This window comes from Brachybacterium ginsengisoli (genome assembly GCF_002407065.1).
Taxonomy (GTDB): domain Bacteria; phylum Actinomycetota; class Actinomycetes; order Actinomycetales; family Dermabacteraceae; genus Brachybacterium; species Brachybacterium ginsengisoli.
Genome location: NZ_CP023564.1, coordinates 1,609,474 through 1,633,068, shown reverse-complemented (window position 1 = coordinate 1,633,068; position 23,595 = coordinate 1,609,474). Strand labels below are relative to the sequence as shown.

Here is a 23,595-nt window from a genome sequence, read left to right as displayed (position 1 = left end):
CTGGTCAGTGCGCGGCCGGCAGGCCGAAGGTCTGGAAGGCGATGCGGCGTTCGATCGGGTAGGGCTCGCGCCCCGTGATCGCCGCGAGGACGACGGACGCGCGCCAGGCACCGAACCCGAGATCCGGCGCGGTGACGCCGTGGGTGTGCTCCTCGGTGCCCAGCACGTGGAGGCGCTGTTCCGCATCGACGGTGTAGTCGCGGGAGACGTCGAGACGGCCTGCGGCGTCGCGCCGGACCCGGTCGCCGAGCGGCGTGAGCAGCTCCGCCGAGCGCGGTCGGTACCCGGTCGCGGAGACGACGGCGCCGGTGGGGTGATCTGCGACCGCGCCGGTCAGAGCGTGCTCGAGCTCCAGCACCACACCGCCGTCAGGATCCCGGCGGGCAGCGCGCACGGTCGACCCGGCGTGGAGGGTCGAGGGCACCTCGCGCCCCCCGGCGGAGAGCCGGTAGAGGAGATCGTGGATCTCATCGAGGAGCTCGGCGCTGATGCCCTTGTGCAGCGCGCGCTGCTCGCGGGCGAGGTGGTCGCGGGTCGCCTCGGGCAGGCTCCGATGGAGGTCGGTGTACTCCGGCGAGGTCATCTCGAGCGTGAGCTTGGTGTATTCCATCGGGAAGTACCGCGGCGAGCGGGTCACCCAGTCCACGCGCAGGTCCCTCGCCCCGCTCCCCTCGAGCAGGTCCCGATAGACCTCGGCCGCGGACTGTCCGCTGCCCACGACCGTCACCGAGCCGGCCGCGAGCAGCTCCTCCTTGCGCGAGAGGTAGTCGGCGCTGTGGAGCACGACGGCCGGCCCGTCGTCCGCCTCCCCCGCCAGCGCGGCGAGTGGCGCGGGGAGATGGGGTGCTGTGCCGAGGGCGAGAGCGACATGGCGGCCGCGCAGGTGCTCGCAGCCGACCACCTCGCCGGAGGCATCGAGCACGGCGGTCGTCACGAGCAGATGATCGTCCTCCTCCTCGACGGAGACGGCGCGGCGTCGCCAGCGCAGGCAGTCCAGCTGGTCGGCCACCCAGCGGCAGTACTCGTCGTACTCGCCCCGCAGCGGGTAGAAGGATTCTCGGATGTAGAAGGGATAGATCCGGCCGGTCCTCTTGAGGAAGGCGAGGAAGGAGTAGGGAGAGGTGGGGTCCGCCATCGTCACCAGGTCGGCGAGGAAGGGCACCTGGAGCGTGGCTCCCTCGAGGAGGAGTCCCGGGTGCCAGGAGAAGCCGTCGGCCTGGTCGACGAAGACCGCGTCGACGTCCGGGAGGGTGTCGGCGAGGGCCGCCAGTCCCAGCCCGAAGGGTCCGATCCCGATCCCGACGAGGTCATGGACGGTGCTGCTCGCGCTCATCGCCCCTCCCCCGCGGCGGCGAGGCGGGTCCCGGCCAGGAGTCCCCGCCCGGTGGCCCGCACCAGGTCGAGCACGGCGGCGATGTCGGCGAGGGTCGCCTCGGGGTTGAGCAGGGTGAGCTTCAGATGGGCGGTGCCCTCGATGGTCGTGCGCGCCACCATGGCGCGGCCGGATTGGAAGAGGATCCTCCGGATCAGGGGCTGCAGCTCGTCGGCCCGGGAGTCTTCCAGTCCCGCCGGATGGAAGCGGAAGACCACGGTGCTGAGGTCGGTCGTGCCGAGCACGTGGAGGTCGGGATCGTCCTCGAGCAGGCCGCGCACCTGGGTCGCGAGATCGCAGACCCGGTCCACCATGCCTCCCAGCTCCTCGGGGCCGACGGCGCGCAGGGTGATCCACAGCTTCAGCGCGTCGAAGCGGCGCGTGGTCTGCAGGGATTTGTCGACCTGATTGGGCTCGGCCTCGGCAGAGGCGGCCTCGGCGGCGGGATTGAGGTAGTCGGCGTGGTGCGCCACGGCCGCGAGATCAGCGGGCTCGCGCACCAGCAGGGCGCTGGAGGAGACGGGTTGGAAGTAGGTCTTGTGGAAGTCGACCGTCACCGAGTCCGCGCGCTCGATGCCGTCGAGCAGGTGCCGACGGGTGGTGGAGACGAGCAGACCACCGCCGTAGGCGGCGTCGACGTGGAGCCAGACCCCGTGCTCGGCGGCGAGGTCGGCGATCGCGTCGAGAGGGTCGATGAGGCCCCGGTCGGTGGTGCCGGCGGTCGCGACCACCGCCATGACCGGCTCCCCGAGCGCGTCGAGTCGGGCGAGCAGGAGGCGCAGAGCCGTGGGGTCCATGCGACCGTCGGCATCGACGGGCACCGTGCGCACGGCGTCGGGCGCGAGGCCGAGCAGCTCCGCGGAGCGGGAGACGGAGAAGTGGGCGGCCTCGGTGGCGAGCACGCGCAGCCGCGGCAGCAGGGTCTCCCGGCCCTCCTCCGAGGTGTGCTCAGCGCGATGGCGGGCGAGCAGCAGGGCCTGCAGGTTGGACTGCGTGCCTCCGGAGGTGAACACCCCGTCGCCGCCGGCGAAGCCGATCCTCTCGCTGGTCCAGCGCACCAGGCGACGTTCCATGAGGGTCGCGACGAGGGACTGGTCGTAGGTGTCCACCGACGTGTTGATCGCACCGAGCATCGCCTCGGCCGCGACCGCCGGGAGCACCACGGGGCAGTTCAGGTGCGCGAGGTAGGAGGGATGGTGGAACCAGACCGCGTTCTGGGCGTACAGCTCGCCCGCCTCGTCCAGTGCGGCCCGGGACCCGATGCCGGGGCCGTCGAGATCGACCCCGCCGACCAGGTCGTCGAGGAGGGGGCGATCCGGGCCGACGGAGGGGGAGCTGACGGTGCGGAAACGCTCGGCGAGGTCGTCGACGACATGGTGCAGCAGCTCCCGATAGTCATCGGCGGTCCTGCCGCCCAGCAGGGACCCGGTGCGCACGCCGGTCGGGTCCGGGGCGGTCAGGGAGAGGGCAGGCATCGGATCCATGAGAGGGACCTCCCGGGGTCGGGCAGGCCCGGTGGACCTACATCACTAAGGGTTGCCTACCCTAATAACGCAACACTGGAGGCGCGCAAATCCGGAAGTGGTCGGCATGAGAAGCACCACTGGCACCCCGGAACGGACAAAAGCCGTGGACAGCGCGACGAGGTCGTGCATGTCGGGCGTCGGGCCGGCCCGTCTCACGGCGGGTCGTCGCCCACCGATCCGTCGAGCGCCTCGCGGATCACCGAGGTCTGCCCGGTATGCAGGAGGTTCTCCTCGAGGATGTCCACCAGGCGACGCCGACGGTTCACGACATATCTCGGATCGCTCTGCAGCGCGACGTCGAGTCCGCCGTCGGCGATCAGCTCCGTCCGCTCCTGTCCGCACCGCCGGATCGTCGCGCACCAGAGCTCGTGGATCTCCTCCGGGGCGAGCGCAGGCGCTCACGGGGCCCGGACGCACGACGGCCGGGCTCCGTGGAGCTGGATCGCATCCAGCTCCTCGGGCCCGGCCGTCGAGGAGAGCGCCCGGCGATCAGCCGGTGACGCCGAGCTTCTCCATGATGATCTCGCGCACGCGGCCGGCATCGGCCTGGCCGCGGGTGGCCTTCATGATCGGGCCGATGAGCGCGCCGATCGCCTGGACCTTGCCGCTGCGGATCTTCTCGACCACGTCGGGGTTGTCGGCGATCGCCTGGTCGACCGCGCCGGTGAGGACCGAGTCGTCGGAGACCACGGCGAGGCCCTCGGCCTCGACGATCGCGGCCGGGTCGCCGGCGCCGTCGAGCACCTTGACGAGGACCTGCTTGGCGATCTTGTCGTTGATCTTCTTGCCGTCGACCAGACCCTGCAGCTCGGCGACCTGCGCCGGGGTGATCTCGAGGGCGGGGAGCTCGGTGTCGCGGTCCTTCGCGATGCGGGCCAGCTCGCCCATCCACCACTTGCGGGCGCTCTGGGCGCTCGCCCCGGCGGCGACGGTGGCCTCGATGAGGTCCAGCGCGTCGGCGTTGATGGCGTCACGCATCTCGAGGTCGCTGAAGCCCCACTCCTCGCGCAGCCGACGACGACGGGCCGCGGGCAGCTCGGGCAGTCCGGCACGGATCTCCTCGACCCACTCGCGGCTCGGGGCGACCGGCACCAGGTCCGGCTCGGGGAAGTAGCGGTAGTCCTCCGCGTCGGACTTCGGGCGGCCCGAGGAGGTGCCGCCGGTGTCCTCGTGGAAGTGCCGGGTCTCCTGGATGATCTTCTCGCCCGCGTCCAGCATCCCCGCCTGACGGGAGATCTCGAAGCGGACCGTGCGCTCGATCGAGCGGAACGAGTTCACGTTCTTGGTCTCGGTGCGGGTGCCCAGCGGCGACTCGGCGGTCTCGCGCAGGGAGACGTTGATGTCCGCACGGACGTTGCCGCGCTCCATCCGCGCCTCGGAGACGTCCAGCGCCCGGAAGATGTCGCGCAGGGTGCGCACATAGGCCGCGGCGACCTCGGGGGCGCGCCCCTGGGTGTTCGGGATCGGCTTGGTGACGATCTCGACCAGCGGCACGCCGGCACGGTTGTAGTCGACCTGCGAGTGGGTCGCGCCGTGGATGCGGCCGGTGGCCCCGCCGACGTGCGTGTTCTTGCCGGCGTCCTCCTCCATGTGCGCGCGCTCGATCTCGACCCGGATGATCTCCCCGTCCTCGAGCTCCACGTCGACCCAGCCGTCGAAGGCGATGGGCTCGTCGTACTGCGAGGTCTGGAAGTTCTTGGTGAGGTCCGGGTAGAAGTACTGCTTGCGGGCGAAGCGGCAGGTCTCCGCGATCGAGCAGTTCAGCGCGAGGCCGATGCGGATCGCGTACTCGACGGCCTTGCCGTTGACCACCGGGAGGGAGCCGGGCAGGCCCAGCGAGGTCGGGGTGATCGCCGTGTTCGGCTCCGCGGCGAAGATGTTCGGCGCGCCGTCGAACATCTTGGTGGCGGTGCCGAGCTCCACGTGGACCTCGATGCCGAGCACCGGGTCGTAGCGGTCGATGGCGTCGTCGTAGTCGACGAGGTCGATGTCGGGTGCAGTGCTCATCAGTTCGCTCCTCCGGTGAGCTCAGGGGCCTTGGCCAGCAGGGGGCCGCCCCAGGAGTCCTCCAGCAGCGCCTCCAGCGCGCCGCCCACCCGGTACAGGCGCTCGTCGGCGCGGGCCGGGGCGAGGAACTGGATGCCGGCGGGCAGGCCGTCCTCGGCGAGGCCGCTGGGCAGCGAGATGCCCGGGACGCCGGCGAGGTTGGCGGGGATGGTGGCGATGTCGTTCATGTACATCGCGGTGGGGTCGTCGACCTTCTCGCCGAGGCGGAAGGCGACGGTGGGAGCGGTCGGCGAGGCGAGCACGTCGACCTGCTCGAAGGCTGCGGCGAAGTCGCGCTGCACGAGGGTGCGCACCTTCTGGGCGCTGCCGTAGTAGGCGTCGTAGTAGCCGGCCGAGAGCGCGTAGGTGCCCAGCAGGATGCGGCGCTTGACCTCGTCGCCGAAGCCGGCGCCGCGGGTGGCCTTCATGACCGACTCGGCGGTGGGGCTCTCCTCGGGGACGACGCGCAGGCCGAAGCGCATGCCGTCGAACTTCGCGAGGTTGCTCGATGCCTCCGAGGGCATGATCAGGTAGTAGGCGCCCAGGGCGTAGGAGAAGTTCGGGCAGGAGACCCGCACGATCTCGGCACCGGCCTGCTCGAGCTGCGCGAGCGACTCGGTGAAGCGGGCGCGGACCTCGGGCGCGAAGCCCTCGCCCTCGAGCTCGGCGATGACGCCGACGCGCAGGCCCTTGACGTCCTGGCTGCGGGCGGCCGCGGCGAACGCGCCGACGGGGTCCGTCAGCGAGGTCGAGTCCCGACGGTCGTGGCCCGCGATGAGTTCGTGCAGCAGGGCCGAGTCCTCGACCGTGCGGGTCACGGGACCGGCCTGGTCCAGCGAGCTGGCCATCGCGATCAGGCCGTAGCGGGAGACGGAGCCGTAGGTGGGCTTCACGCCGACGGTGCCGGTCACGGCGCCGGGCTGGCGGATCGAGCCGCCGGTGTCGGTGCCGATCGCGAGCGGGGCCTCGTAGGCGCCGACCGCTGCGGCGGAGCCGCCGCCGGAGCCGCCGGGGATCCGGTCGCGGTCCCAGGGGTTGCGGGTGGGGCCGTAGGCGCTGGTCTCGGTGGAGGAGCCCATCGCGAACTCGTCCATGTTGGTCTTGCCGAGGATCGGCAGGCCCGCGGCGCGGAGCTTCTCGACCAGGGTGGCGTCGTAGGGCGGGATCCAGCCCTCGAGGATCTTGGAGCCCGCGGTGGTGGGCTGTCCCTCGGTGACCACGACGTCCTTGACGGCGACGGGCACACCGGCCAGGCCGTGCAGCTCCTCGCCGGCGGCGCGGCGCGAGTCGATGTCGCGCGCGGTGGTCAGGGCCTGCTCCTCGTTGACGTGGAGGAAGGCGTTCAGGTCGCCGTCGACGGCGGCGATGCGGTCCAGGTGGGCGCGGGTGAGCTCCTCGGAGGAGATCTCCCCGGCCCCGAGCGCTGCGGCCTGGGCGGCGGCGCTGCGGCGGATCATCTCGGTCATGTCACTCCTCCCCGAGGATCTGCGGAACGGCGAAGCGGCCGTCCTGTGCCTCAGGAGCGCCGGCGAGCGCCTGCTCCTGGGTCAGGGTGGTCTCGACGACGTCCTCGCGGAAGACGTTGGTCATGGCAATGGGGTGGGACGTCGCGGGAACATCCTCGGAGGCGACCTCGGAGACGGAGGCGACAGCGTCCATGATGGAGTCGAACTCGCCGGCGAAGCGGGAGATCTCCTCCTCGGTGAGCTGGATCCGTGCGAGGTCGGCGAGGCGTGCGACGTCATCTCGTCCGATCGAAGGCATGGTGCTCATTCTAGGCCGCGGAATCCGCCTCGGTGCGCACCCGGTAGTGGTAGCCGCCGATCCGCCGGAAGCCGAGGCTCCGGTAGAGGGTGCGCGCGGGGGTGTTGTCGGACTCGACCTCGAGCAGCGCGCGCTTGGCTCCCTGCACGGCGGCGAGGGCGAGCAGCGTGCCGGACAGCGCCCGGCCCAGACCTCGACGGCGCTGGGCGGGGTCGACCGCGATCATGTTCATCACCACGAGCGTCTCCTTGCCGGCGGTGACCAGGGCGGCCCGGCCCACGCCCGCGTCCGGCTCCTCGCCGGCCGGGAGGCGTACCTGCACCGACGGAGTGCCGGCGAGGATGTCGTGCAGCGTGTCGCGGGCGCCCTCGCCGTCGCGCGGGGCGAGGCGCCAGGCGGCGTCGAACCAGTCCTCGTCCAGCGCCCCGGTCGCGATCACTGCGGAGGGGTGGGGGCGGGGCAGGGTCCCGGTGAGCGGCAGCTCGAGGATCTCGCTGCTCCCGGTCGCCTCGTCGCCGCGCTCGGCGAGCAGGTCCTCGAGGGCGGGCGGGGTGATGTCCTCGAGGATCCGGTGCGTGGGCCGCTCCCCCGCCATCGCGACGAGGGACTCCACCCGTTCCAGCGCCGCTGCGAGCTCGGGGCCGTCGGCGGGCGGCTCGAGCGCGATGATGCTGTGTGCCCGACGGGTGACCCCTCGGGAGCGCAGCACGGCGAAGCCGTCGGCGTCCAGGCGCTGCAGGGGCTGCCAGCCGGCGATCAGCGCCTCGGCCAGACGGGTGCCCGTCAGGGGGCGCAGAGGCGGGGTGGAGGAGGTGCGGGAGCGTCGGTTCACCCGGCCGAGCCTACCGATCCGTTCAGGGCGTCGGCTGGCCGGCTTCGTTAGACTCGGCGCCTCCACCGCTGACGAAGGGACTCCGCCATGTCCGTCGACCCGAACATCGACTTCCACGCCCACGACCCGGAGGACGGGGAGACGCCGTCCGAGGATCCGGTGCTCCGCGAGGCCCAGGAGCTCGAGGCGCGGATGCGCCGGGCGCTGGCCACCAAGGAGGATCCGCTGCGAGACGACGAGTCGACCTCGGAGCGGCTGCGCCGTCTGGAGGCGGAGTCCGCCCAGGAGGACTCGACCGAGTCCTGAACCGGCCCCCGGGAACGCTCAGGCCCTCGGATCGGGCGGCGGCATGAGCAGGAACGGCAGGTAGAGGACTCCCGAGAGGTTGTACGGGAAGGTGATCCGCATGATCACCTTGATCCCCCAGTGCATGCAGAACGCACCGAGCGCGAAGAGCCTGCCCAGGCGCCGATCCGCTAGGGCCAGCGGAGCGCCGAGCTCGAGCACCAGGGAGACCGCCGCCATCACGGTGAAGAGCCCCTGGTGCGGGTAGAGGGCTCGTCCCAGGGGTGAGGACTCCTCCCCCAGCATCTCCTTGCGCAGCGCGTCGAAGGCCACCTGACCGCGCATGTTCGCCCCGTCCGCCCAGGACGTCCCGGCGCCGCCGGTGAACTTCGCGATCCCGGCCAGCAGGTAGGTGATCGTCACGGCCGCGTTCATGACGGTCGGCGTCGCGCCGTACATCCAGGAGCGGCGAGGCGGGCACGCGGCGCCGTCCCGCACGAGGGCGTCGAAGCTCAGCGCATCCGCCGCCGGTGCGACACCGAGCACCATGGTGTGCAGCACGAGGGTGTTCTCGTGGTGGAAGACCATCGACCACGAGTTGCGGTAGGAGAAGTTCCAGGTCTGCAGCGCCGAATGCACAGGACCGGTCACCCGATGGGCGATGCCCGCGGTGAACAGTGCACCGGTGACCAGGGAGGCGTCGAGCAGGGCGTCCGCGATTCGGGGTGGCAGGGGCCTGCGCAGCACCCGGGCAGGGCCCACCGGATCGAAGCTCGCCGGATCGGTGCGGTGCACGCCCCGGTACAGCTTCCGTCGGGAGCCGACGTGCCACAGGTGGTAGCCGCCCACCGCGATGCGCAGCAGAGCAGGCGTGGTCGCGGAGGCACGGGGGGCGAGGTGCCGACGGGCGGCCGAGGCGAGTTCACGCAGCATGCTCATGCCCCTGTCCCTCGGTGACGCCCAGCGGATCGCGACCGGCACGGAGCATCGCCCGCCCGGGGACCACCGCGGTGCCGCTGACCCGCAGGGCGGTGGTGAACTCGTCGCGGTCCCGACCCCGCATGAACGGGTCCACGAGGTAGCGGCCGCGCACCACCTCCACCCGGACCACGCCCCGGTCGGCGGGGCGGTCGCGCTGGGCCAGGAGCTCGGCGACGTGCTCGGCCAGCAGCGGCCCGTCCCCGTCGCGCACACGTCGGCGCACCTGGCGGCGCACGGCGTTCAGCCCTCCGGTGCCGAGATAGGAATAGTGCAGCGGCCGGGAGGTGCCGTCGGCCTCGATGCCCAGCAGATGGGTCACCCAGTAGTGGGGCTTCCGCTTCGCCGAGAACATCGGGTAGTGGCTGAAGGGGAAGGAGTCGCGCACCTCGCCCCGTCGGCCGAGGTTCCGGGCCGGCAGGGCGACCGCGGTCAGCAGCGCAGCGGTCAGCAGACCGACGATCGCTCGGCTCGCGGCGGTGTCGGGCGTCGAGGCGCCCAGGGATCGGGGGGAGGTGGCGTCCAGGCTCATGGGCACACCGTAGGGATGCGGGATGAGACAGGTGTCCAGCAGGATGAGAGCACCATGAGAGTGGTCTCAGAAAGGGTCGGCCGTCCACATCGGGAGGCCGGAACGCCCGGACGTCGGCCCGGCTTGCCACACTGGGGGCATGGACACCACCGCCACCGTTCCCGGACCCGACGGCAGCTCGGCGCTGCGCGACGAGGCCCTCGAGGCCCTCCGCGCCCTGACCGGTCGCGCCGACGCGAGCTTCCACGACGGCCAGTTCGAGGCGATCGAGGCGCTGGTCGAGCAGCGCCGACGGGTCCTCGTGGTGCAGCGCACCGGCTGGGGGAAGTCCGCGGTGTACTTCCTCTCGGCGCTCCTGCAGCGTCGTCGCGGCTCGGGACCCGCGCTGATCATCTCCCCGCTGATCGCCCTCATGCGCGATCAGGTCGCGGCCGCCCACCGCGCCGGGGTGCGGGCCGAGGCGATCAGCTCCGCGAACCCCACCGAGTGGCGGGACATCGAGGAGGGCCTCGCCGCCGATGCGATCGACGTGCTCCTGGTCTCCCCCGAGCGCCTGGTCAATCCGCGCTTCCGGGAGGAGCAGCTGCCGCGGCTCGTGGACCGCTGCGGGCTGCTGGTCATCGACGAGGCGCACTGCATCTCCGACTGGGGGCACGACTTCCGACCCGACTACCGCCGCCTGCGCGACCTCGTCGCCGAGCTCGGAGCTCATGTGCCGGTCCTCGCCACCACCGCGACCGCCAACTCCCGGGTGGTCACCGACGTCGCCGAGCAGCTCGGCACGGGCGGTGAAGGCTCGGACGTGCTCACCCTGCGCGGCTCCCTCACCCGGGAGTCCCTGCGGCTGGGTTCGCTGAGCCTGGCCGATGACCGACAGCGCCTGGACTACCTGGTACGGCACCTGGACTCCTTCGAGGGCTCCGGGATCATCTACGCGCTGACCGTCTCCGCCGCGGAGGATCTCGCCTCCCTCCTGGACCGACCCGGACGGCGCGTGCGCGCCTACACCGGTCGCACCGACCCCGAGGAGCGGGCCGAGCTCGAGCAGGCGCTCAAGGACAACGAGGTCAAGGCCCTGGCCGCGACGAGCGCGCTGGGCATGGGCTTCGACAAGCCCGACCTCGGCTTCGTCATCCATCTCGGGGCGCCCTCCTCCCCCGTCGCCTACTACCAGCAGGTGGGACGTGCGGGGCGCGCGACGGACCGGGCGGATGTGCTCCTGCTGCCCGGCAAGGAGGATCGGGCGATCTGGGAGTACTTCGCGACCTCCTCGATGCCCTCGCAGGAGAGCGCCGCGCAGGTGCTCACGGCGCTGGCGGAGGCCGGCTCACCACTGAGCACCCCTGCGCTGGAGGCGCGGGTGGACGTGCGCCGCAGCGCGCTCGAGCTGCTGCTCAAGGTGCTCGCCGTCGACGGGGCGGTCCAGAACGTCAAGGGCGGCTGGATCTCCACCGGGGCGCCCTGGCACTACGACGCCGAGCGCTACGGGACCGTGGCCCGCGCACGCCGCGAGGAGCAGCAGGCGATGCTCGAGTACGAACGGCTCGCCGGCGGTCCCGAGCAGTGCCGGATGGTGTTCCTCGCCCGGCAGCTCGACGACACGACCGCCGAGCTCTGCGGCCGCTGCGACGTGTGCGCAGGGCCCTGGTTCCCCGCTCCCGACGCTCCGGCCTCCACCGCCGGCGGGGACACGACCGCGTCCGACGGGGCCGACGAGCGCGTCGCGGCCCTGCTCGAGCGGGTCGGCGTGCCGGTCGAGCCGCGGGCGAGCTGGCCCTCGGGGCTCGACCGGCTGCTCGGCGCCGGAGCACCGAAGGGTCGGATCCCGGAGGGAGAGCGCGCTGCGGAGGGGCGGGTCATCGCCCGCATGTCGGATCTGGGGTGGGCGGTGCCGCTGCGGGAGCTGCTGCGCACCGACGAGGACGGACGCCCCGTCGATGCCGTCGTGCCGGAGCGGATCGGCTCCCGGATCGTCGAGGTGCTGAAGGACTGGGGATGGGATCAGCGTCCCGTGGCGGTCGTCGCGGTCCCCTCGACCACCCGGCCGCAGCTGGTGGGATCGCTCGCCGCGGGCATCGCCTCGATCGGTCGGCTGGAGGACCTCGGCACGCTCGACCTCGCTCCGGGCGCCGGCCCGCTGCGCGGCGGCGGGAACAGCGCCTTCCGCGTCGCGGACCTGTGGGAGCGCTTCGCCGTGGGTCCCGAGCTGCAGTCGCGGCTCGACGCCCTCGACGGTGCGCCGGTCCTGCTGGTCGACGACGTGATCGACACCCGCTGGACGAGCGCCGTCGCCGCCCGGCTGCTGCGCCGCGCCGGCTCCGGACCGGTGCTGCCGCTGGCGCTGGCGCAGCAGGCCTGAGCGCCGCCGACGGTCAGCTGTAGTCGCCCTGCTCGACCGCGAACACCGCGCGGAACCCCTCGCCCTCGGTGAGGGACCACAGCAGGTCGGGGCCGTCCTCGTCCTCCCAGTAGCTCAGCGACTGCCCCCAGGAGACCCAGGGGTAGGTGGTGAGCTCGCCCGTGCCGGGCCAGTGGTCGAGGGTCTTGTGCCGCGAGCTGTTGAACCACCAACGCCCGTTGTGGGAGCCGACGCCGTTGAGGTAGTGCAGGGGCACCTCGAGCGCATCGGAGGCCGTGGTGGACGCGGCGAAGGTGGGTGAACCCTCCTGGAAGTCGAAGCGCAGCGCACGGGTCGTGCCCATGGGGTAGTCGGTGCAGTCCTCGCAGCGGTACTCGGTCATGACGATCGACCGAGTCACCCGGTCCAGCGAGATCGTCGACCACACGAGCGGCTCGGTGCCCTCGTCCACCGCGGAGGTGATGGTGCCGACCTGCGGCAGGACGTAGGCGTAGTTGTGCGCGTGGAAGGTGTCGCCCACCCGGCCGATCTGGTCCTTCGTGCCGCCGGTGTCGGTGGTGAGGATCCTGCTCATGTCGAACACCCGCATCCCGCCGGGCTTCGCGGCGGAGTCCGCGACGTAGAGCAGGTCCCCGTACCAGGCGATCCCGCCGGCGTGGATCTTCACGTCCTGGAAGCTGGGCTCCTCGGCCGTACCGGTCGGCTCGACGAGCAGGATCCGTCGATAGGCGTTCGGGTGGTTCGCGTCCCAGTCGATGAGGTTGATGCGGCTGGACTTCGGGGAGTTGTTGTAGAAGCTGACGGCGATCACCTGGCGCCCGTCGTAACGGCCGTCCCCCGCGGTGCCCACCGCGTCGCGGCTGGTGGCGATCCCCTGCGGGAAGGCATCGGGGTCGTTCTCGTCGCTCGTGGCGAAGCGGAACCCGTGCACCTGGGTGTCGATCACCGTGGCCGGGGTGCGCTCGTGGTTCGCGTCGTCCATCACCTGGCTGACGCTCGCCCGCCCGGCCTGCTCGAGCAGCGCCTCGACGCGCGCGGTGTATTCCGTGTAGTCCGCGGTCAGCCTGTAGGCGGCCGGATCCACCTCGGTGGGCGCGGACGCCGCGTGCGCGGGAGCGAGCACTCCCCCGGCCGCGGTGGCGGCGGTGAGGGTGCCGAGCAGTCCGGCACCGCGCAGCAGCGTGCGTCGGTCGAGGTCGAGGCGCGCGGACCGTCCGTCAGCGGCTGTCGTCGGGCGGGGGTCCTGTGCGGGACGCAGGGCGCTCATGGCCGAGCAGCCTTCCTGTCGGGTGCGATGTGCATCACGCACCCTTCCATCACCGGTGGGCGATGTCGAGGACGCCGATCAGCGAAGGCCGCGGCCCGGGGGGCTGCTCACCGCCTGTTCACTCGGGGGCAGTCTCCTCGACACCCTCCGTGCCGTCCGCCTCGTCCTCCGGAAGGGCGATCGCGTCGGCGCCGCCCGCGAGCAGGGCCACGAACCCGGCCTCGTCGAGGATGCGCAGGCCCAGGTCCCGGGCCTTGGTCTCCTTCGAGCCGGCGTTCTCGCCGACCACCACGAAGTCGGTCTTCTTCGAGACGGAGCCGGAGGCCTTCCCGCCGCGGGAGATGATCGCCTCCTTCGCGCCGTCGCGGCTGAATCCGTCCAGCCCGCCGGTGACGACGATCGTGAGGCCCTCGAGGGTCTTGACGAAGCCCTCCTCGACCTCGTCGGCCATCCGCACGCCGGAGGCGGCCCAGCCGTCGACGATCTCGCGATGCCAGTCCACGGCGAACCACTCCACGACGGCCTCGGCGATGATCTGGCCGACCCCGTCGGTCCCGGCGAGCTCCTCGACGCCTGCCGCGCGGATCGCGTCCATGGTGCCGTAGGCGGTCGCGAGGGAGCGGGCCGCCGACGGGCCCACGTGGCGGATCGAGAGCGCGACCAGCACGCGCCACAGCGGCTGGTCCTTCTTCCGCTCGAGCTCAGCCAGGAGCTCCTCGGTGGTCTTCAGGGCGGCCGGGGACTTCACCTGCTTCCAGGTGCTCTCGCGCTTGTAGTGGCGGAACTGGGCTCGGGTCCAGAACGCCGGCTGGATGCGCCAGTCCCCCGTCGGCTCGCCGTCGCGGCGCTCGGGCTGCCACACCACCACCTCGGCCAGCTGCTCCGAGGTGAGGTCGAAGAGGTCCGCGCCGGTGTCGATCACGGGCTGCTGGAGCGCGGGGAGCAGCGGATCCTCGGCCGAGGTGATCCGCAGCAGCGGCACCCCGTCGGTCCCCTCGACCACCCGGCCGTTCTTGACCACCGCGAAGGCCTCCGCCTCGGTGTCCTCCAGATCCCGGATGGGCAGGAAGACGGCATGGCCCTCGGCGAGGGCGGCCAGGGCCTCGGGGCGGCGCTTGTCCGGGTCGGTGAGCGCGATCGCGCTCTCCTCCCCGAGCGACTCGATGTCGAAGGCGCCGCGCGATCCGGCATGCTCGACGCGGCCGGTGACCTGGGCAGGGCAGTCGCGCTGGTTGGGGCAGCGCCAGTCCTTGTCGCCCTCCTTCTCGGGGCGGATCTCCGTCCCGCAGGCGGGGCAGGCGGTCGGCATCACGAAGGGGCGCTCGCTGCCGTCGCGCAGCGACTCGACCGGGCCCAGGATCTCCGGGATCACGTCACCGGCCTTGCGCAGCACGATGGTGTCCCCGATCAGCACGCCCTTGCGCTCCACGTCGAACTGGTTGTGCAGGGTCGCCTTCTCCACGGTGGACCCGGCGACGGTCACCGGCTCCATCACACCGAAGGGGGTGACGCGCCCGGTGCGGCCCACCTGCACCTGGATGTCCAGCAGCTTGGTGGTCACCTCCTCGGGCGGGAACTTCACCGCGATCGCCCAGCGCGGGGCGCGGGAGGTGGAGCCCAGCGCCCGCTGCTGGGCGAAGGCGTCGACCTTGACGACGATGCCGTCGATCTCATGCTCGAGATCGTGGCGGTGCTCGCCGTGGTGCTCGACGTACGTGGCGACCTCGTCGATCGTGTCCGCGACACCCAGGTGGCGGCTCGTGGGCAGACCCCAGGAGGCCAGCAGCTCGTACATCTCGCTCTGGGAGTCCACTGGAGGATCGGGCCAGGCGCCGAGGCCGTGGACGGTCAGGCGCAGCCCGGCGAGTCGGGCCTCCCCGGCCTCCCGCTCCAGCCCGTCCTTCTTGTCCAGCTGCTGACGCAGGCCGCCGGCGGCCGTGTTGCGCGGATTGGCGAAGGTGGGGAAGCGCCGGGTGGCGGCCAGCTGCTCGCGCTGCTCGTCGAAGGCGCGGCGGCCGCTCGCCTGACGGGACTCCCAGCGCTTCCGCGACTCCTCGACGGCGCGACCGCGCAGCTCGACCTGGAGGTCGTTGAGGCGTTCGAAGTCCGCCGTCGGCATGAACACCTCGCCGCGCACCTCGACCAGCGGCGGATGGCCGTCTCCGGAGAGGCGCTGCGGGATGCCCTCGATGCGCAGGGCGTTCACGGTGACGTCCTCACCGGTGCGGCCGTCACCGCGGGTCGCGGCGGTGACCAGCACGCCGTCCTCGTAGCGGAGGTTGATCGCGAGGCCGTCGATCTTCAGCTCGGTGAGGTAGCGCGCGCTCCCGCCGAGCTCGGCGGCGGCATGGGCGCACCACTCGCGCAGCTCCTCGAGGGAGAAGACGTTGTCCAGGCTCTGCATGCGCTCGGCGTGATCGATCGTGGGCAGGCCGGCGGCGGCTGCACCGCCCACGGTGCGGGTGGGCGAGTCCTCGGCCGCGAGCTGCGGGTGGGCCTCCTCGAGCGCGCGCAGCTCCTTCTCGAGCTGGTCGTACTCGGCATCGGCCAGGGTGGGCGCGTCGTGCTCGTAGTAGTCGACGCGGGCCTGCTCGATCTGCGCGGTGAGCTCCGCGATGCGCTGCTGGGCGGTCTCGTCGGCCGTCGGGATCTCGTTCGTCGTCACCGCATCATTGTGACGCACCGGGGAGACAGCGGCACGGCCGAGCCCCGGTTCAGGAGACGAGTCGCTCGGCCCACGCCGGCGCGATGCGCAGCAGGGCCTCGAGCGCCCGCTCGTCGAGCAGGGTCGAGGTGCGCGGCTGCTCGGAGGGATCCACGCGGCCGGAGTGCAGATCGTGCGAGGCGCCGGTGTGCGCGATCACGGCGACGCCCGCGGCGTCGGCATCGGAATGGCCCAGGCGGCGCCAGGTCTCGAACATCGTCTCCAGCTCGGGGCCGAGGTTGCCGCCCGGACGCGGGTCGACGACCAGCTCGAGCACGGCACCGTCGTCGCAGGCCTCGGCGATGCCCTCCCAGAGCGCACGGCCGGTGTCCGTGGACAGGGACGGCAGGCGCCGCGGAGCGATCGCCAGGCGGCGGATGCCCGCCTCGCGCGCGGCGCGCAGCAGCTCGAGATCGGCGCCGACGCCCACGGTGACGGAATCAGCCCCGAGGCCGTACTCCTCGAGCGCGACGATGAGGATCCGCCACAGCATGCCGATCTCCGGGGCGGGCAGCGGCGAGTACCGGCGCCGACCGGAGGGCGTGGGGATGCGGCCCTCGTGGACCGCGGCGACGGCGTCCTCGCGCAGCAGCACGTGCTGCTCGGCGCCGGGCACCCGCTCCGCCAGCACGCCGAGGTGCTCGACGAGCCCCTCGGCCAGCAGCATCGGCAGGTCGCGCACCGCTCCGGGATCCCCGAGGGTGCGCTCCCCGGACTGCAGGAAGGTCGCGCCGGCGAGGGTCGCGGGGCCGAGCGCCGTGGTCATGAGCGGGCCCTCGTAGCCGAGCAGGGCGATCCGCGCGGCATCCAGCATCCGCTCGCGCAGCTCCCGGGCGTGCTGCCAGGCACGGCCGGTGCCGGTGCCCAGGCGCCAGCCGTAGCTGACGAGATCGCCGGTCGTGTCGGCGAGCAGCGCGAGGGTCGCGGGCAGGAGGTGGTCGGTCTCGTCGAGGCCGAGGGCGGAGGGCAGGTAGAGCCGGGTGGCGATCTGCTCCTCGAGGTCGTCGCCGAGCAGCGCCCGCACGCGCAGCAGCGCCGCCAGGTGCGGATCGTCGGGCAGCTCCAGGCGGAGGGTCTCGTCGGACGTCGGGGGCCGGAAGGTGCCGTCCCCGGTGAGGGTGACCAGAGGCTTCATGCGCGTCGCTCCAGGGTGGCGGCGGCGAGGACCCGGTCGGCGTCGTACAGGACGAGCGTCTGACCGGGCGCGACACCGCGCAGCGGGGTGCTGAGCCCCACCCGCAGGGTGCCTTCGCCGGAGGTGGGGGCCTCGAGGATCCGGGCGGGGACCGCCTCGCCATGGGCGCGGATCTGGGCATGGACGGGACGCCCCTCGTCGAGGGGCTCGAAGGAGACGACGTCGGTGGCGACCAGCTCGCTGGTCGAGAGCAGCTCGGCGGCGCCGATCACCACCTGCCTCGCGGCGGGGTCGATGTCGACGACATAGCGCGGGGCGCCGTCGGGGGCGGGCTGCTGGATCCCCAGGCCGCGGCGCTGCCCGATGGTGAAGCCATGGGTGCCGCGGTGCGTGCCGAGCACCTCTCCGTCGGTGTCGAGGACCTCCCCCGGCGCCTCGCCGAGATGACTCTCCAGGAAGCCGCGGGTGTCGCCGTCGGCGACGAAGCAGATGTCGTAGCTGTCGGGCTTGGTGGAGACGCCGAGCCCGCGCGTGCGCGCCTCGGCGCGCACCTCGTCCTTGGTCTCGTACTCCCCCAGCGGGAACAGCGAACGGCCCACGGCCTCGGGCCCCATCACGGCGAGCACGTAGGACTGGTCCTTGGCCATGTTGCGCGAACGGTGCAGGGAGGGCGCGCCGTCCGGGCCGTCGGCGCGGATCGAGGCGTAGTGGCCGGTGCACACGGCATCGAAGCCCAGCAGCGTGGCGCGCTCGAGCAGGGAGGCGAACTTGATCCGCTCGTTGCAGCGCACGCACGGGTTCGGGGTGCGGCCGGCGGAGTACTCGGAGAGGAAGTCCTGGACCACGAGGTCGTGGAAGTCGTCCGAGAGGTCCCAGACGTAGTACGGGATGCCGATCCGCTCGGCGGCCCGTCGGGCGTCGGAGGCGTCCTCGACGGTGCAGCAGCCACGGGATCCGGTGCGGGTCTGGTCGCGGTTCTTCGACAGCGCCATGTGCACGCCGACCACCTCGTGGCCGGCCTCGGCGGCGCGCGCGGCGGCCACGGCGGAGTCGACTCCGCCGCTCATCGCTGCCAGCACCTTCATGCCTCGTCGCCCTCCTCGCGGTTGCTTCTGCGCCTGGCAGTCTACGGAGGGCAGCAGCCGACGGAGGGGTCGGGGTGACGTGAGATGCGCCCCTGTCGCCGAGGGCTCAGCCCCGCATCAGCGCCCCGACGGCTCGGGCCCGGGCGAGCGACTCGGGCAGGGCTGCGAGCAGGATGTCCACGTCTCGATCGGTGCTGGTCCAGCCCAGCGACAGACGCAGCGCGCCGCGGGCCTGCGCGTCCGGGATGCCCATCGCGGCGAGGACGGGGCTGGCCTGGGTCACACCGGCCGAGCAGGCGGAGCCCGCCGAGGAGTCCACCCCGCGCTCGTCGAGCAGGAAGAGCAGGGAGTCGGGATCCGCGCCGGGGAACACCACGTGCACGATGTGCGGGGCGCGCGGCGCGCCCTCCTCGAGCGTGAAGCGGACCTCCGGATCGATCTCGCGCAACCCCGCTCGGAGACGCGCGGCCAGGGCGCCCAGCCTCACGGACTGCTCCTCGCGCTCGGCCAGGGCCTCGCCGAGCGCCGCGGCGAAGGCGGCGGTGTGCGCGGCGTCCAGCGTGCCCGAGCGCACCCCGCGCTGCTGGCCGCCGCCGGTGCTGAGGGAGGCGAAGGGCACCTCGGGCCGGGCCACCAGCACGCCCACCCCGACCGGGGCGCCGACCTTGTGCCCGGAGAGGGACATCAGGTCCACGTGCCGCCAGTCCGGCAGGGGCACGTGGCCCGCACCCTGCACCGCGTCGGTGTGCACCAGGGTGCCGTGCGCGCGGGCGAGCTCCGCGAGCGCGGCGATGTCCTGGACGGCGCCGGTCTCGTTGTTCACCAGCGCGGCGCTGATCACGCCCACCGTCCCGTCGGCCAGCGCGTCCACCACCCCGGCGCGGACCAGCGCGCCGGCGCCGTCCACCGGCAGCTCGCGCACCTCGAAGCCGGTGCCGTCGGACGTCCCGGCGCCGGCCAGTGAACGCGCGGTCGCGAGCACCGCAGGGTGATCGGTCGCCGCGACGGCGACCACGCGGCGGGCGGGATCCTTCTCGCGCCGACCCAGGGGCACCGCCCGCAGCGCCAGGTTGTCGGCCTCGGTGCCCCCGGAGGTCATGATCAGCCAGCTGCGCGGGACCCCGAGCAGCTCGGCGATCCGTGCGAGCGAGTCATCCAGCACGGCCCGTGCGCGACGGCCCGAGGAGTGCACCGAGGACGGGTTGCCCCGCACCAGGGAGGCCTCGAGGAAGGCGTCCCTCGCCACCGGGCGCAGCACCGTCGTCGCGGCGTGGTCGAGGTAGGCGCGCTCGTGGTCGGCGATCGTCATCGGAGGCCTCCGCTCACCACGGCTCGACCGGGTCCTCGGAGCCGCCCCCGGGATCCTCCTCGCCCTGACCGCCCTGTGCGTCGCGGTTGCGGTTCTCGACCTCGTCGTCCTTCTTCTCGTCCTCGGAGCCGCCGCTGGTGGGTGCCTCCTCGTCAGGCCCGTCCCCCTCGGGATCAGACTTCTTGGGCTCGCCGGGATCCTGCTGCTCGGGCGTGCCGCCCTGCTCGTCGCCGGGCTCGGAAGGGGCCTCCTCGCCGCGGTCGTCGGGGTCGTTGCCGGCCTCCTCGTCGGCCTCGCGACGCTTCTCCTCGACACGCTCCCCGTTGCCCTCGGTGGTCTCGGAGTCCTCGTTGCCGGAACCGCCGCCACCGCCGCCCTCGCCCTCGCCCTCACCACCGCCGCCGCCGCCGGCGCAGGGGGCCAGCAGCTCCTCGGCCTCGTAGAGGCGGTCGGCGCGCTGCTGCGGATCCTCGATCTGATCGGCCTGGCGCTCGATGGAGATCGCGAGGTTGTTGAGGATCTTGCACTGGGCGTGCAGCGGCGCGTTCAGGTCCTGGTGCGAGTTCCACTCGTCCAGGGCGGTGCGCAGCTCCTCCTCGGCGGCGGCGTCCTCGCCCTGCTGCAGCAGGGCCGTGCCCTTGGACAGGTGGGGCAGGTACGGCTCGAACCAGTTGACGAACTCCACGGGCGCCAGGCGCTCGATCGAGGCGGGGTAGTCACCGTCCCCGTAGGAGGAGAGATGCGTGGCCTGGGTGATGGGCATCGAGACGAAGCGCACCGCCAGCAGCGCGAGCAGAAGGATCACCGGCGAGAGGATCGCGAAGACGATCAGGCGGGTCCGTCGCAGCCGCTTCACGTTCAGCCCGAAGTCCTTCGGGCTGCCGCTGACATCCTGCTCCAGCGCCCCGACAGGGGCCGACGGCGCGGCAGAGGGCCGGGGACGCGCATCCTGGACCGACGGTGTGCTCATCCCTGTGCTCCTCGGATGTCGTAGCGGTCGAGCCTGCGGGGCAGGCGGTAGGTCATCTCGCCCAGCTCCCAGATCAGCAGCGCGGCCAGCGGGATCGAGGCCACCCAGTACCAGTCCTCGAAGCTCGCCACATCCCGGTGCGACTCGGTGGGCACCGCGCGCAGGGTGATCCCCTCCATGGTGCCCTCGATCTCCGCCTCCGGGTCATCGCGATGCAGATAGGGCGTGCCCAGCTCGCCCGCGATGGTCTCGAGCTGCGTCGTGTCGATCTTCGAGACTCCCTGCGCCCCGTCGGCGCCGGTGATGTACTCGCCGTCGTCCGCGCCACCCTGGGCCTTCATCGGTCCGCCCTCGGGGGTGCCGTAGCCGAGCACGGCGCCGCCGTCGATGAAACCGGCCGCCTGGCTGAAGGACTCGGACTCCTTGCCGTCGGTGTTCTCGCCGTCGGAGAGGAAGTACACCAGCACGCTCGAGTCGGGATCGTCCCGCTGGGCCTCGGTGATCGCCACCATCAGAGGGTTCAGCGCACGATCCACGTTGGAACCCTTCGAGTAGGCGGTGGGCTCGGTGGTCAGCGTGTCCACCCAGGCCTTCGCGGCCCCGGCATCGGTGGTGAGCGGGAGCTGCTGGGTGGCGGTGGAGTCGAAGGCGATGATCGAGTAGCGGGCGCCCTCGGTCATCGACATGACCCGGTTCATGTCCGCCCTGACCCCGTCCAGCCGCGGGGAGTCGCCGGCGTAGTCCTCGGCGTTCATCGAGCCGGTGCGGTCCACCACGAAGAACACGTTGGCGTTCATCCGCTCGGTCTGCTCGGCCTCGAGCGGGGTCACCGGTCGCAGGGCGACCCCCAGCAGGAGCAGCACCATCAGCAGGCGCCGTCCCCACATGACCCGCTGCCGCGAGCGGCGCACCAGCAGCACCGTGCAGAGCGTCAGCATCGCGAGGAACAGCGGGATCAGGGCCCACAGGGGCATCAGGGGCATCAGTCGCATCAGCGGTTCCTCCATCCCAGCACGAGGATCCCCACCAGGGAGAGGAAGGTGAGCACGAACCCGATGCCGGGGTGATCGGTGCGCACCACGGTCGGGGTCGCCCCGAGCACCTCCGCCTGGGACTTCTGGATCTGGTTGATGATCGAGGGGATCGCCTCGGGGTCCGAGGACTCGTACAGCTCGCCGTCCTGGTCCTCGGTGGCCGTCTGGAGCTCCTCGAAGCACTGGGGACCGCACTCGTAGGCGCCGGGGTAGAAGGTGTACAGGTCCACGTCACGGTCGGCGATCCGCTGGGTCGCCTCCTGCAGCGTGAAGACCGGCTGCCCGTTGACCTCGTTGTCGGTCGCGAAGATGATCGACCGGGATCGGTCCTCCTCACCCCGGTCGAAGACCTGCCCGCACGAGGCGAGGCCGTCGGGGACGACGGAGGCCTCGTCGGCAATGCCCTTGGTGCCCTCGGTGAACTCGACGTACTGGCGCACCTTCTCCTCCGAGTAGTCCCGGTTGCCCAGCCGGTAGCCGAACTCGTCGAAGTCGATCGCCGTCGCGCCGTTCTCCAGCTCCCGCTTGATCAGGTCGTAGTCGTTGGTCAGGGGGAACACGGTCCGACTGGTCGAGTTGAAGATCGACAGCGCCACCCGCTCCCCCTCGAAGGAGTCGACCATCTGCGCGAAGGTCGAGAGGATCTCGGCGTCGTACTCGTACATCGACCCCGACACGTCCAGGCACAGGACGATGTCGCGCGAGGAGAACTCCGGGGTCTCGATGCGCTCGCTGGCGATCCTCCCCGACAGCACCGAGGCGGCGATCACCGCGAACACGGCGACGCCGACCTGCAGCACGCGCAGCACCCGCGCCGCGCGCTGGGCCCGCACGAAGCTCGGGATCCGATCCATGTACTGGGAATTCGCCACCAGCAGCGGAGATCGACGCATGGCGCGGCGGTTCCAGAAGGTGATCGCCCAGACCGCGAGCGCGGCCACCAGGAGCAGCCCCGTGACCCACCAGAACGTCATGACCACGTGCGGATCACCTCCCTCGCCCGGCGCACGGAATCGCGCAGGTCGCGCCCGGAGGACTTCGCGAAGTCGGGCTCGTAGAGGTCGCCGATCAGCTCGCCGACGGCGCGGGTGCGCTGGTCCGCCAGCAGCGTGGCGAGGTCCTGGCTGGTGACGTCGTGCCCCGTGGTGCGGCGCACGAAGCGGCGCATCACGCCGGTGAGCTCGTGATGCCCCTCCCGGCTCTCCAGCTCCCCGGCCTCATGGCGGTCCGCGATGTCGTTGACGGCGCGGAGGAACTCGGCCTTCAGGGCCTGGACGTCATCGGGCCGACGGCGGTAGGCGACCCGCTTCTCGATGGCCCGGGTGATCTTCAGGGTGCCCACGATCAGGGCGACGATCACCAGCACGCAGAGCACCGCGAGGATGATCCAGGCGATGGAGTACTGGGGCGGGTCGATGATCTCGGCCGGCGCGGGCTCGGCCAGCAGCGCCGGCGCCCGGCCGAGCAGCTCAGGAATGGGCATTGCGGTACTCCCTCGACCGCAGCAGGGCGATCATGTCGTCCACGACGGTGGTCTCCCCCTGGGTGAGCATGTGGGTGATGTGGAGGCGGTCCAGCATCTCGGCGATCCCGTCCCGGCGCGCCGCCCGGTAGGCCTCGACGTCGTGCGCGACCCGCTTGGAGGTCCGGGCCAGGGAGGCGATCTCCCGCGGGGAGTCGACGTCCACCACGTCCTGCTCCAGGGCGGCCCCCTGGAGCGGGTCGGCATCGGCGATGCGGATGACCATCACGTCGTGCCGCGTGGTCAGGCGGCGCAGCAGCGTGAAGTCCTCGACCGTCGGATGGGCCTCGTCGGTGATGATCGTCATCAGCGTGGGCCGCATGGTCACGCGGAACGCCCGCTCGAGCAGCCAGGAGCTGTCCGCCGGCCCGGCGGCCGTGGTGGTGGCCTGCTGGGCGGTGCGGAGCAGCAGCTCCAGGTGGCCGTCGCTCGAGCGCGCCGGAAGCTGGATCGGCTGCTGCTCGTGGCCGGCGACCATGCCCACCAGGTCGCCGTTCTTCTGGGCCAGGAAGCAGACCATGCCGGCGGCGAGGATCATCGCGTCGCGCTTCGAGCTGCCGTCCCCGGCGGTGGCGGCCATCGCCGAGGAGGTGTCCACGACGATCGACAGGTGACGCACCCGCTCCTCGTTGAACTGCCGGATCAGCGGCTCGCCGGAGCGCGCGGTGGCCTTCCAGTCGATGTCGGAGATCTTGTCCCCGGGCTGGTAGTACTTCAGGTCGTCGAAGTCCTCGCCGCTGCCCTTGAACAGCGAGCGGCCGCGGCCCTGGATGAGCCCGCGCGCCCGGTTCGAGGTGTGCAGGTCGACCCGGGCCTTGACCCGGGTCATCAGCGAGGTCGCCATGGGGTGCTCCCGCCCTCCGTTCGTCTCGTCG

At 72.1% G+C, this 23,595-nt stretch carries 20 protein-coding genes; 2 read left to right on the top strand and 18 right to left on the bottom strand.

Features of this window, described 5'->3' with window-relative positions; all coding sequences use genetic code 11:
* Positions 1–4: 4 nt before the first annotated feature.
* The 6 genes from CFK41_RS07220 to CFK41_RS07195 form a co-directional block, all read right to left on the bottom strand.
* Positions 5–1,333, bottom strand: a complete 1,329-nt coding sequence (locus tag CFK41_RS07220; RefSeq protein WP_096799042.1) for a lysine N(6)-hydroxylase/L-ornithine N(5)-oxygenase family protein — start codon at positions 1,331–1,333, stop codon at positions 5–7.
* A complete protein-coding gene (locus CFK41_RS07215; protein WP_096800988.1) occupies positions 1,330–2,847 on the bottom strand; it encodes a pyridoxal phosphate-dependent decarboxylase family protein in 1,518 nt (505 codons plus the stop codon). The genes CFK41_RS07220 and CFK41_RS07215 overlap by 4 nt, the downstream gene beginning before the upstream one ends.
* Before the next feature lie 540 nt (positions 2,848–3,387).
* Positions 3,388–4,905 (bottom strand): Asp-tRNA(Asn)/Glu-tRNA(Gln) amidotransferase subunit GatB, encoded by a 1,518-nt coding sequence (gene gatB, locus CFK41_RS07210; protein WP_096799041.1) that lies wholly within the window; start codon positions 4,903–4,905, stop codon positions 3,388–3,390.
* Positions 4,905–6,410 carry an Asp-tRNA(Asn)/Glu-tRNA(Gln) amidotransferase subunit GatA gene (gene gatA, locus CFK41_RS07205; protein ID WP_096799040.1) on the bottom strand — a complete coding sequence of 502 codons (1,506 nt, stop codon included), beginning with the start codon at positions 6,408–6,410 and terminating at the stop codon, positions 4,905–4,907. Before gatA ends, gatB begins: the two co-directional genes overlap by 1 nt.
* A gap of 1 nt (position 6,411) precedes the next feature.
* Positions 6,412–6,708, bottom strand: coding sequence for an Asp-tRNA(Asn)/Glu-tRNA(Gln) amidotransferase subunit GatC (gene gatC / locus CFK41_RS07200; protein WP_096800987.1), 297 nt, complete (start codon positions 6,706–6,708; stop codon positions 6,412–6,414).
* Positions 6,709–6,718: 10 nt separating this feature from the next.
* The gene (locus CFK41_RS07195; protein WP_096799039.1) at positions 6,719–7,540 is read right to left on the bottom strand and encodes a GNAT family N-acetyltransferase; all 822 of its coding nucleotides are present in this window, start codon (positions 7,538–7,540) and stop codon (positions 6,719–6,721) included.
* A gap of 87 nt (positions 7,541–7,627) precedes the next feature.
* On the opposite strand from CFK41_RS07195, the gene CFK41_RS07190 reads away from it, so the two are divergent.
* Positions 7,628–7,846, top strand: coding sequence for a hypothetical protein (locus tag CFK41_RS07190; RefSeq protein WP_096799038.1), 219 nt, complete (start codon positions 7,628–7,630; stop codon positions 7,844–7,846).
* Positions 7,847–7,864: 18 nt separating this feature from the next.
* On the opposite strand, the gene CFK41_RS07185 is transcribed toward CFK41_RS07190, so the two are convergent.
* Both CFK41_RS07185 and CFK41_RS07180 read right to left on the bottom strand, forming a co-directional pair.
* Positions 7,865–8,764 (bottom strand): hypothetical protein, encoded by a 900-nt coding sequence (locus CFK41_RS07185; protein ID WP_096799037.1) that lies wholly within the window; start codon positions 8,762–8,764, stop codon positions 7,865–7,867.
* Positions 8,748–9,335, bottom strand: coding sequence for a hypothetical protein (locus CFK41_RS07180; protein ID WP_096799036.1), 588 nt, complete (start codon positions 9,333–9,335; stop codon positions 8,748–8,750). The genes CFK41_RS07185 and CFK41_RS07180 overlap by 17 nt, the downstream gene beginning before the upstream one ends.
* Positions 9,336–9,474: 139 nt before the next feature.
* On the opposite strand from CFK41_RS07180, the gene CFK41_RS07175 reads away from it, so the two are divergent.
* Positions 9,475–11,694, top strand: coding sequence for a RecQ family ATP-dependent DNA helicase (locus tag CFK41_RS07175; protein ID WP_096799035.1), 2,220 nt, complete (start codon positions 9,475–9,477; stop codon positions 11,692–11,694).
* 13 nt (positions 11,695–11,707) lie between these two features.
* Here the strand turns inward: CFK41_RS07175 and CFK41_RS07170 are convergent, their stop codons facing one another.
* The 10 genes from CFK41_RS07170 to CFK41_RS07125 all read right to left on the bottom strand — a co-directional run bounded on the left by CFK41_RS07170 (position 11,708) and on the right by CFK41_RS07125 (position 23,564).
* A complete protein-coding gene (locus CFK41_RS07170) occupies positions 11,708–12,961 on the bottom strand; it encodes a hypothetical protein (protein WP_227873246.1) in 1,254 nt (417 codons plus the stop codon).
* 118 nt (positions 12,962–13,079) lie between these two features.
* On the bottom strand, positions 13,080–15,626 hold the full coding sequence (locus tag CFK41_RS07165; protein WP_227873245.1) for an NAD-dependent DNA ligase LigA: 2,547 nt from the start codon (positions 15,624–15,626) through the stop codon (positions 13,080–13,082).
* Between the two features lie 49 nt (positions 15,627–15,675).
* Positions 15,676–16,800, bottom strand: coding sequence for a hypothetical protein (locus CFK41_RS07160; protein ID WP_096799033.1), 1,125 nt, complete (start codon positions 16,798–16,800; stop codon positions 15,676–15,678).
* Complete coding sequence (gene mnmA / locus CFK41_RS07155) at positions 16,797–17,885, bottom strand: tRNA 2-thiouridine(34) synthase MnmA (RefSeq protein WP_096799032.1); 1,089 nt, start codon at positions 17,883–17,885, stop codon at positions 16,797–16,799. The genes CFK41_RS07160 and mnmA overlap by 4 nt, the downstream gene beginning before the upstream one ends.
* Positions 17,886–17,991: 106 nt before the next feature.
* Positions 17,992–19,194: a cysteine desulfurase family protein gene (locus CFK41_RS07150; protein WP_096799031.1), complete on the bottom strand. Its 1,203-nt coding sequence runs from the start codon at positions 19,192–19,194 to the stop codon at positions 17,992–17,994.
* 13 nt (positions 19,195–19,207) lie between these two features.
* Positions 19,208–20,164: an ICP22 family protein gene (locus tag CFK41_RS07145; protein WP_227873244.1), complete on the bottom strand. Its 957-nt coding sequence runs from the start codon at positions 20,162–20,164 to the stop codon at positions 19,208–19,210.
* Positions 20,161–21,156, bottom strand: a complete 996-nt coding sequence (locus tag CFK41_RS07140; RefSeq protein WP_096799030.1) for a vWA domain-containing protein — start codon at positions 21,154–21,156, stop codon at positions 20,161–20,163. The genes CFK41_RS07145 and CFK41_RS07140 overlap by 4 nt, the downstream gene beginning before the upstream one ends.
* Entirely contained in the window at positions 21,156–22,172 is a 1,017-nt protein-coding gene (locus CFK41_RS07135; RefSeq protein ID WP_227873243.1) for a vWA domain-containing protein, read from the bottom strand. The genes CFK41_RS07140 and CFK41_RS07135 overlap by 1 nt, the downstream gene beginning before the upstream one ends.
* Positions 22,169–22,681: a hypothetical protein gene (locus tag CFK41_RS07130; RefSeq protein WP_096799028.1), complete on the bottom strand. Its 513-nt coding sequence runs from the start codon at positions 22,679–22,681 to the stop codon at positions 22,169–22,171. The genes CFK41_RS07135 and CFK41_RS07130 overlap by 4 nt, the downstream gene beginning before the upstream one ends.
* Complete coding sequence (locus tag CFK41_RS07125; RefSeq protein WP_096799027.1) at positions 22,668–23,564, bottom strand: DUF58 domain-containing protein; 897 nt, start codon at positions 23,562–23,564, stop codon at positions 22,668–22,670. The genes CFK41_RS07130 and CFK41_RS07125 overlap by 14 nt, the downstream gene beginning before the upstream one ends.
* Positions 23,565–23,595 lie beyond the last annotated feature (31 nt).

Bases quoted from the DNA above. Each gene is read 5' to 3' on its own strand.
- CFK41_RS07220 (WP_096799042.1), bottom strand. From the start codon at position 1,333: ATGAGCGCGAGCAGCACCGTCCATGACCTCGTCGGGATCGGGATCGGA.
- CFK41_RS07215 (WP_096800988.1), bottom strand. From the start codon at position 2,847: ATGCCTGCCCTCTCCCTGACCGCCCCGGACCCGACCGGCGTGCGCACC.
- gatB (WP_096799041.1), bottom strand. From the start codon at position 4,905: ATGAGCACTGCACCCGACATCGACCTCGTCGACTACGACGACGCCATC.
- gatA (WP_096799040.1), bottom strand. From the start codon at position 6,410: ATGACCGAGATGATCCGCCGCAGCGCCGCCGCCCAGGCCGCAGCGCTC.
- gatC (WP_096800987.1), bottom strand. From the start codon at position 6,708: ATGCCTTCGATCGGACGAGATGACGTCGCACGCCTCGCCGACCTCGCA.
- CFK41_RS07190 (WP_096799038.1), top strand. From the start codon at position 7,628: ATGTCCGTCGACCCGAACATCGACTTCCACGCCCACGACCCGGAGGAC.
- CFK41_RS07185 (WP_096799037.1), bottom strand. From the start codon at position 8,764: ATGAGCATGCTGCGTGAACTCGCCTCGGCCGCCCGTCGGCACCTCGCC.
- CFK41_RS07180 (WP_096799036.1), bottom strand. From the start codon at position 9,335: ATGAGCCTGGACGCCACCTCCCCCCGATCCCTGGGCGCCTCGACGCCC.
- CFK41_RS07175 (WP_096799035.1), top strand. From the start codon at position 9,475: ATGGACACCACCGCCACCGTTCCCGGACCCGACGGCAGCTCGGCGCTG.
- CFK41_RS07170 (WP_227873246.1), bottom strand. From the start codon at position 12,961: ATGAGCGCCCTGCGTCCCGCACAGGACCCCCGCCCGACGACAGCCGCT.
- CFK41_RS07160 (WP_096799033.1), bottom strand. From the start codon at position 16,800: ATGAAGCCTCTGGTCACCCTCACCGGGGACGGCACCTTCCGGCCCCCG.
- mnmA (WP_096799032.1), bottom strand. From the start codon at position 17,885: ATGAAGGTGCTGGCAGCGATGAGCGGCGGAGTCGACTCCGCCGTGGCC.
- CFK41_RS07150 (WP_096799031.1), bottom strand. From the start codon at position 19,194: ATGACGATCGCCGACCACGAGCGCGCCTACCTCGACCACGCCGCGACG.
- CFK41_RS07145 (WP_227873244.1), bottom strand. From the start codon at position 20,164: ATGAGCACACCGTCGGTCCAGGATGCGCGTCCCCGGCCCTCTGCCGCG.
- CFK41_RS07140 (WP_096799030.1), bottom strand. From the start codon at position 21,156: ATGCGACTGATGCCCCTGATGCCCCTGTGGGCCCTGATCCCGCTGTTC.
- CFK41_RS07135 (WP_227873243.1), bottom strand. From the start codon at position 22,172: ATGACGTTCTGGTGGGTCACGGGGCTGCTCCTGGTGGCCGCGCTCGCG.
- CFK41_RS07130 (WP_096799028.1), bottom strand. From the start codon at position 22,681: ATGCCCATTCCTGAGCTGCTCGGCCGGGCGCCGGCGCTGCTGGCCGAG.
- CFK41_RS07125 (WP_096799027.1), bottom strand. From the start codon at position 23,564: ATGGCGACCTCGCTGATGACCCGGGTCAAGGCCCGGGTCGACCTGCAC.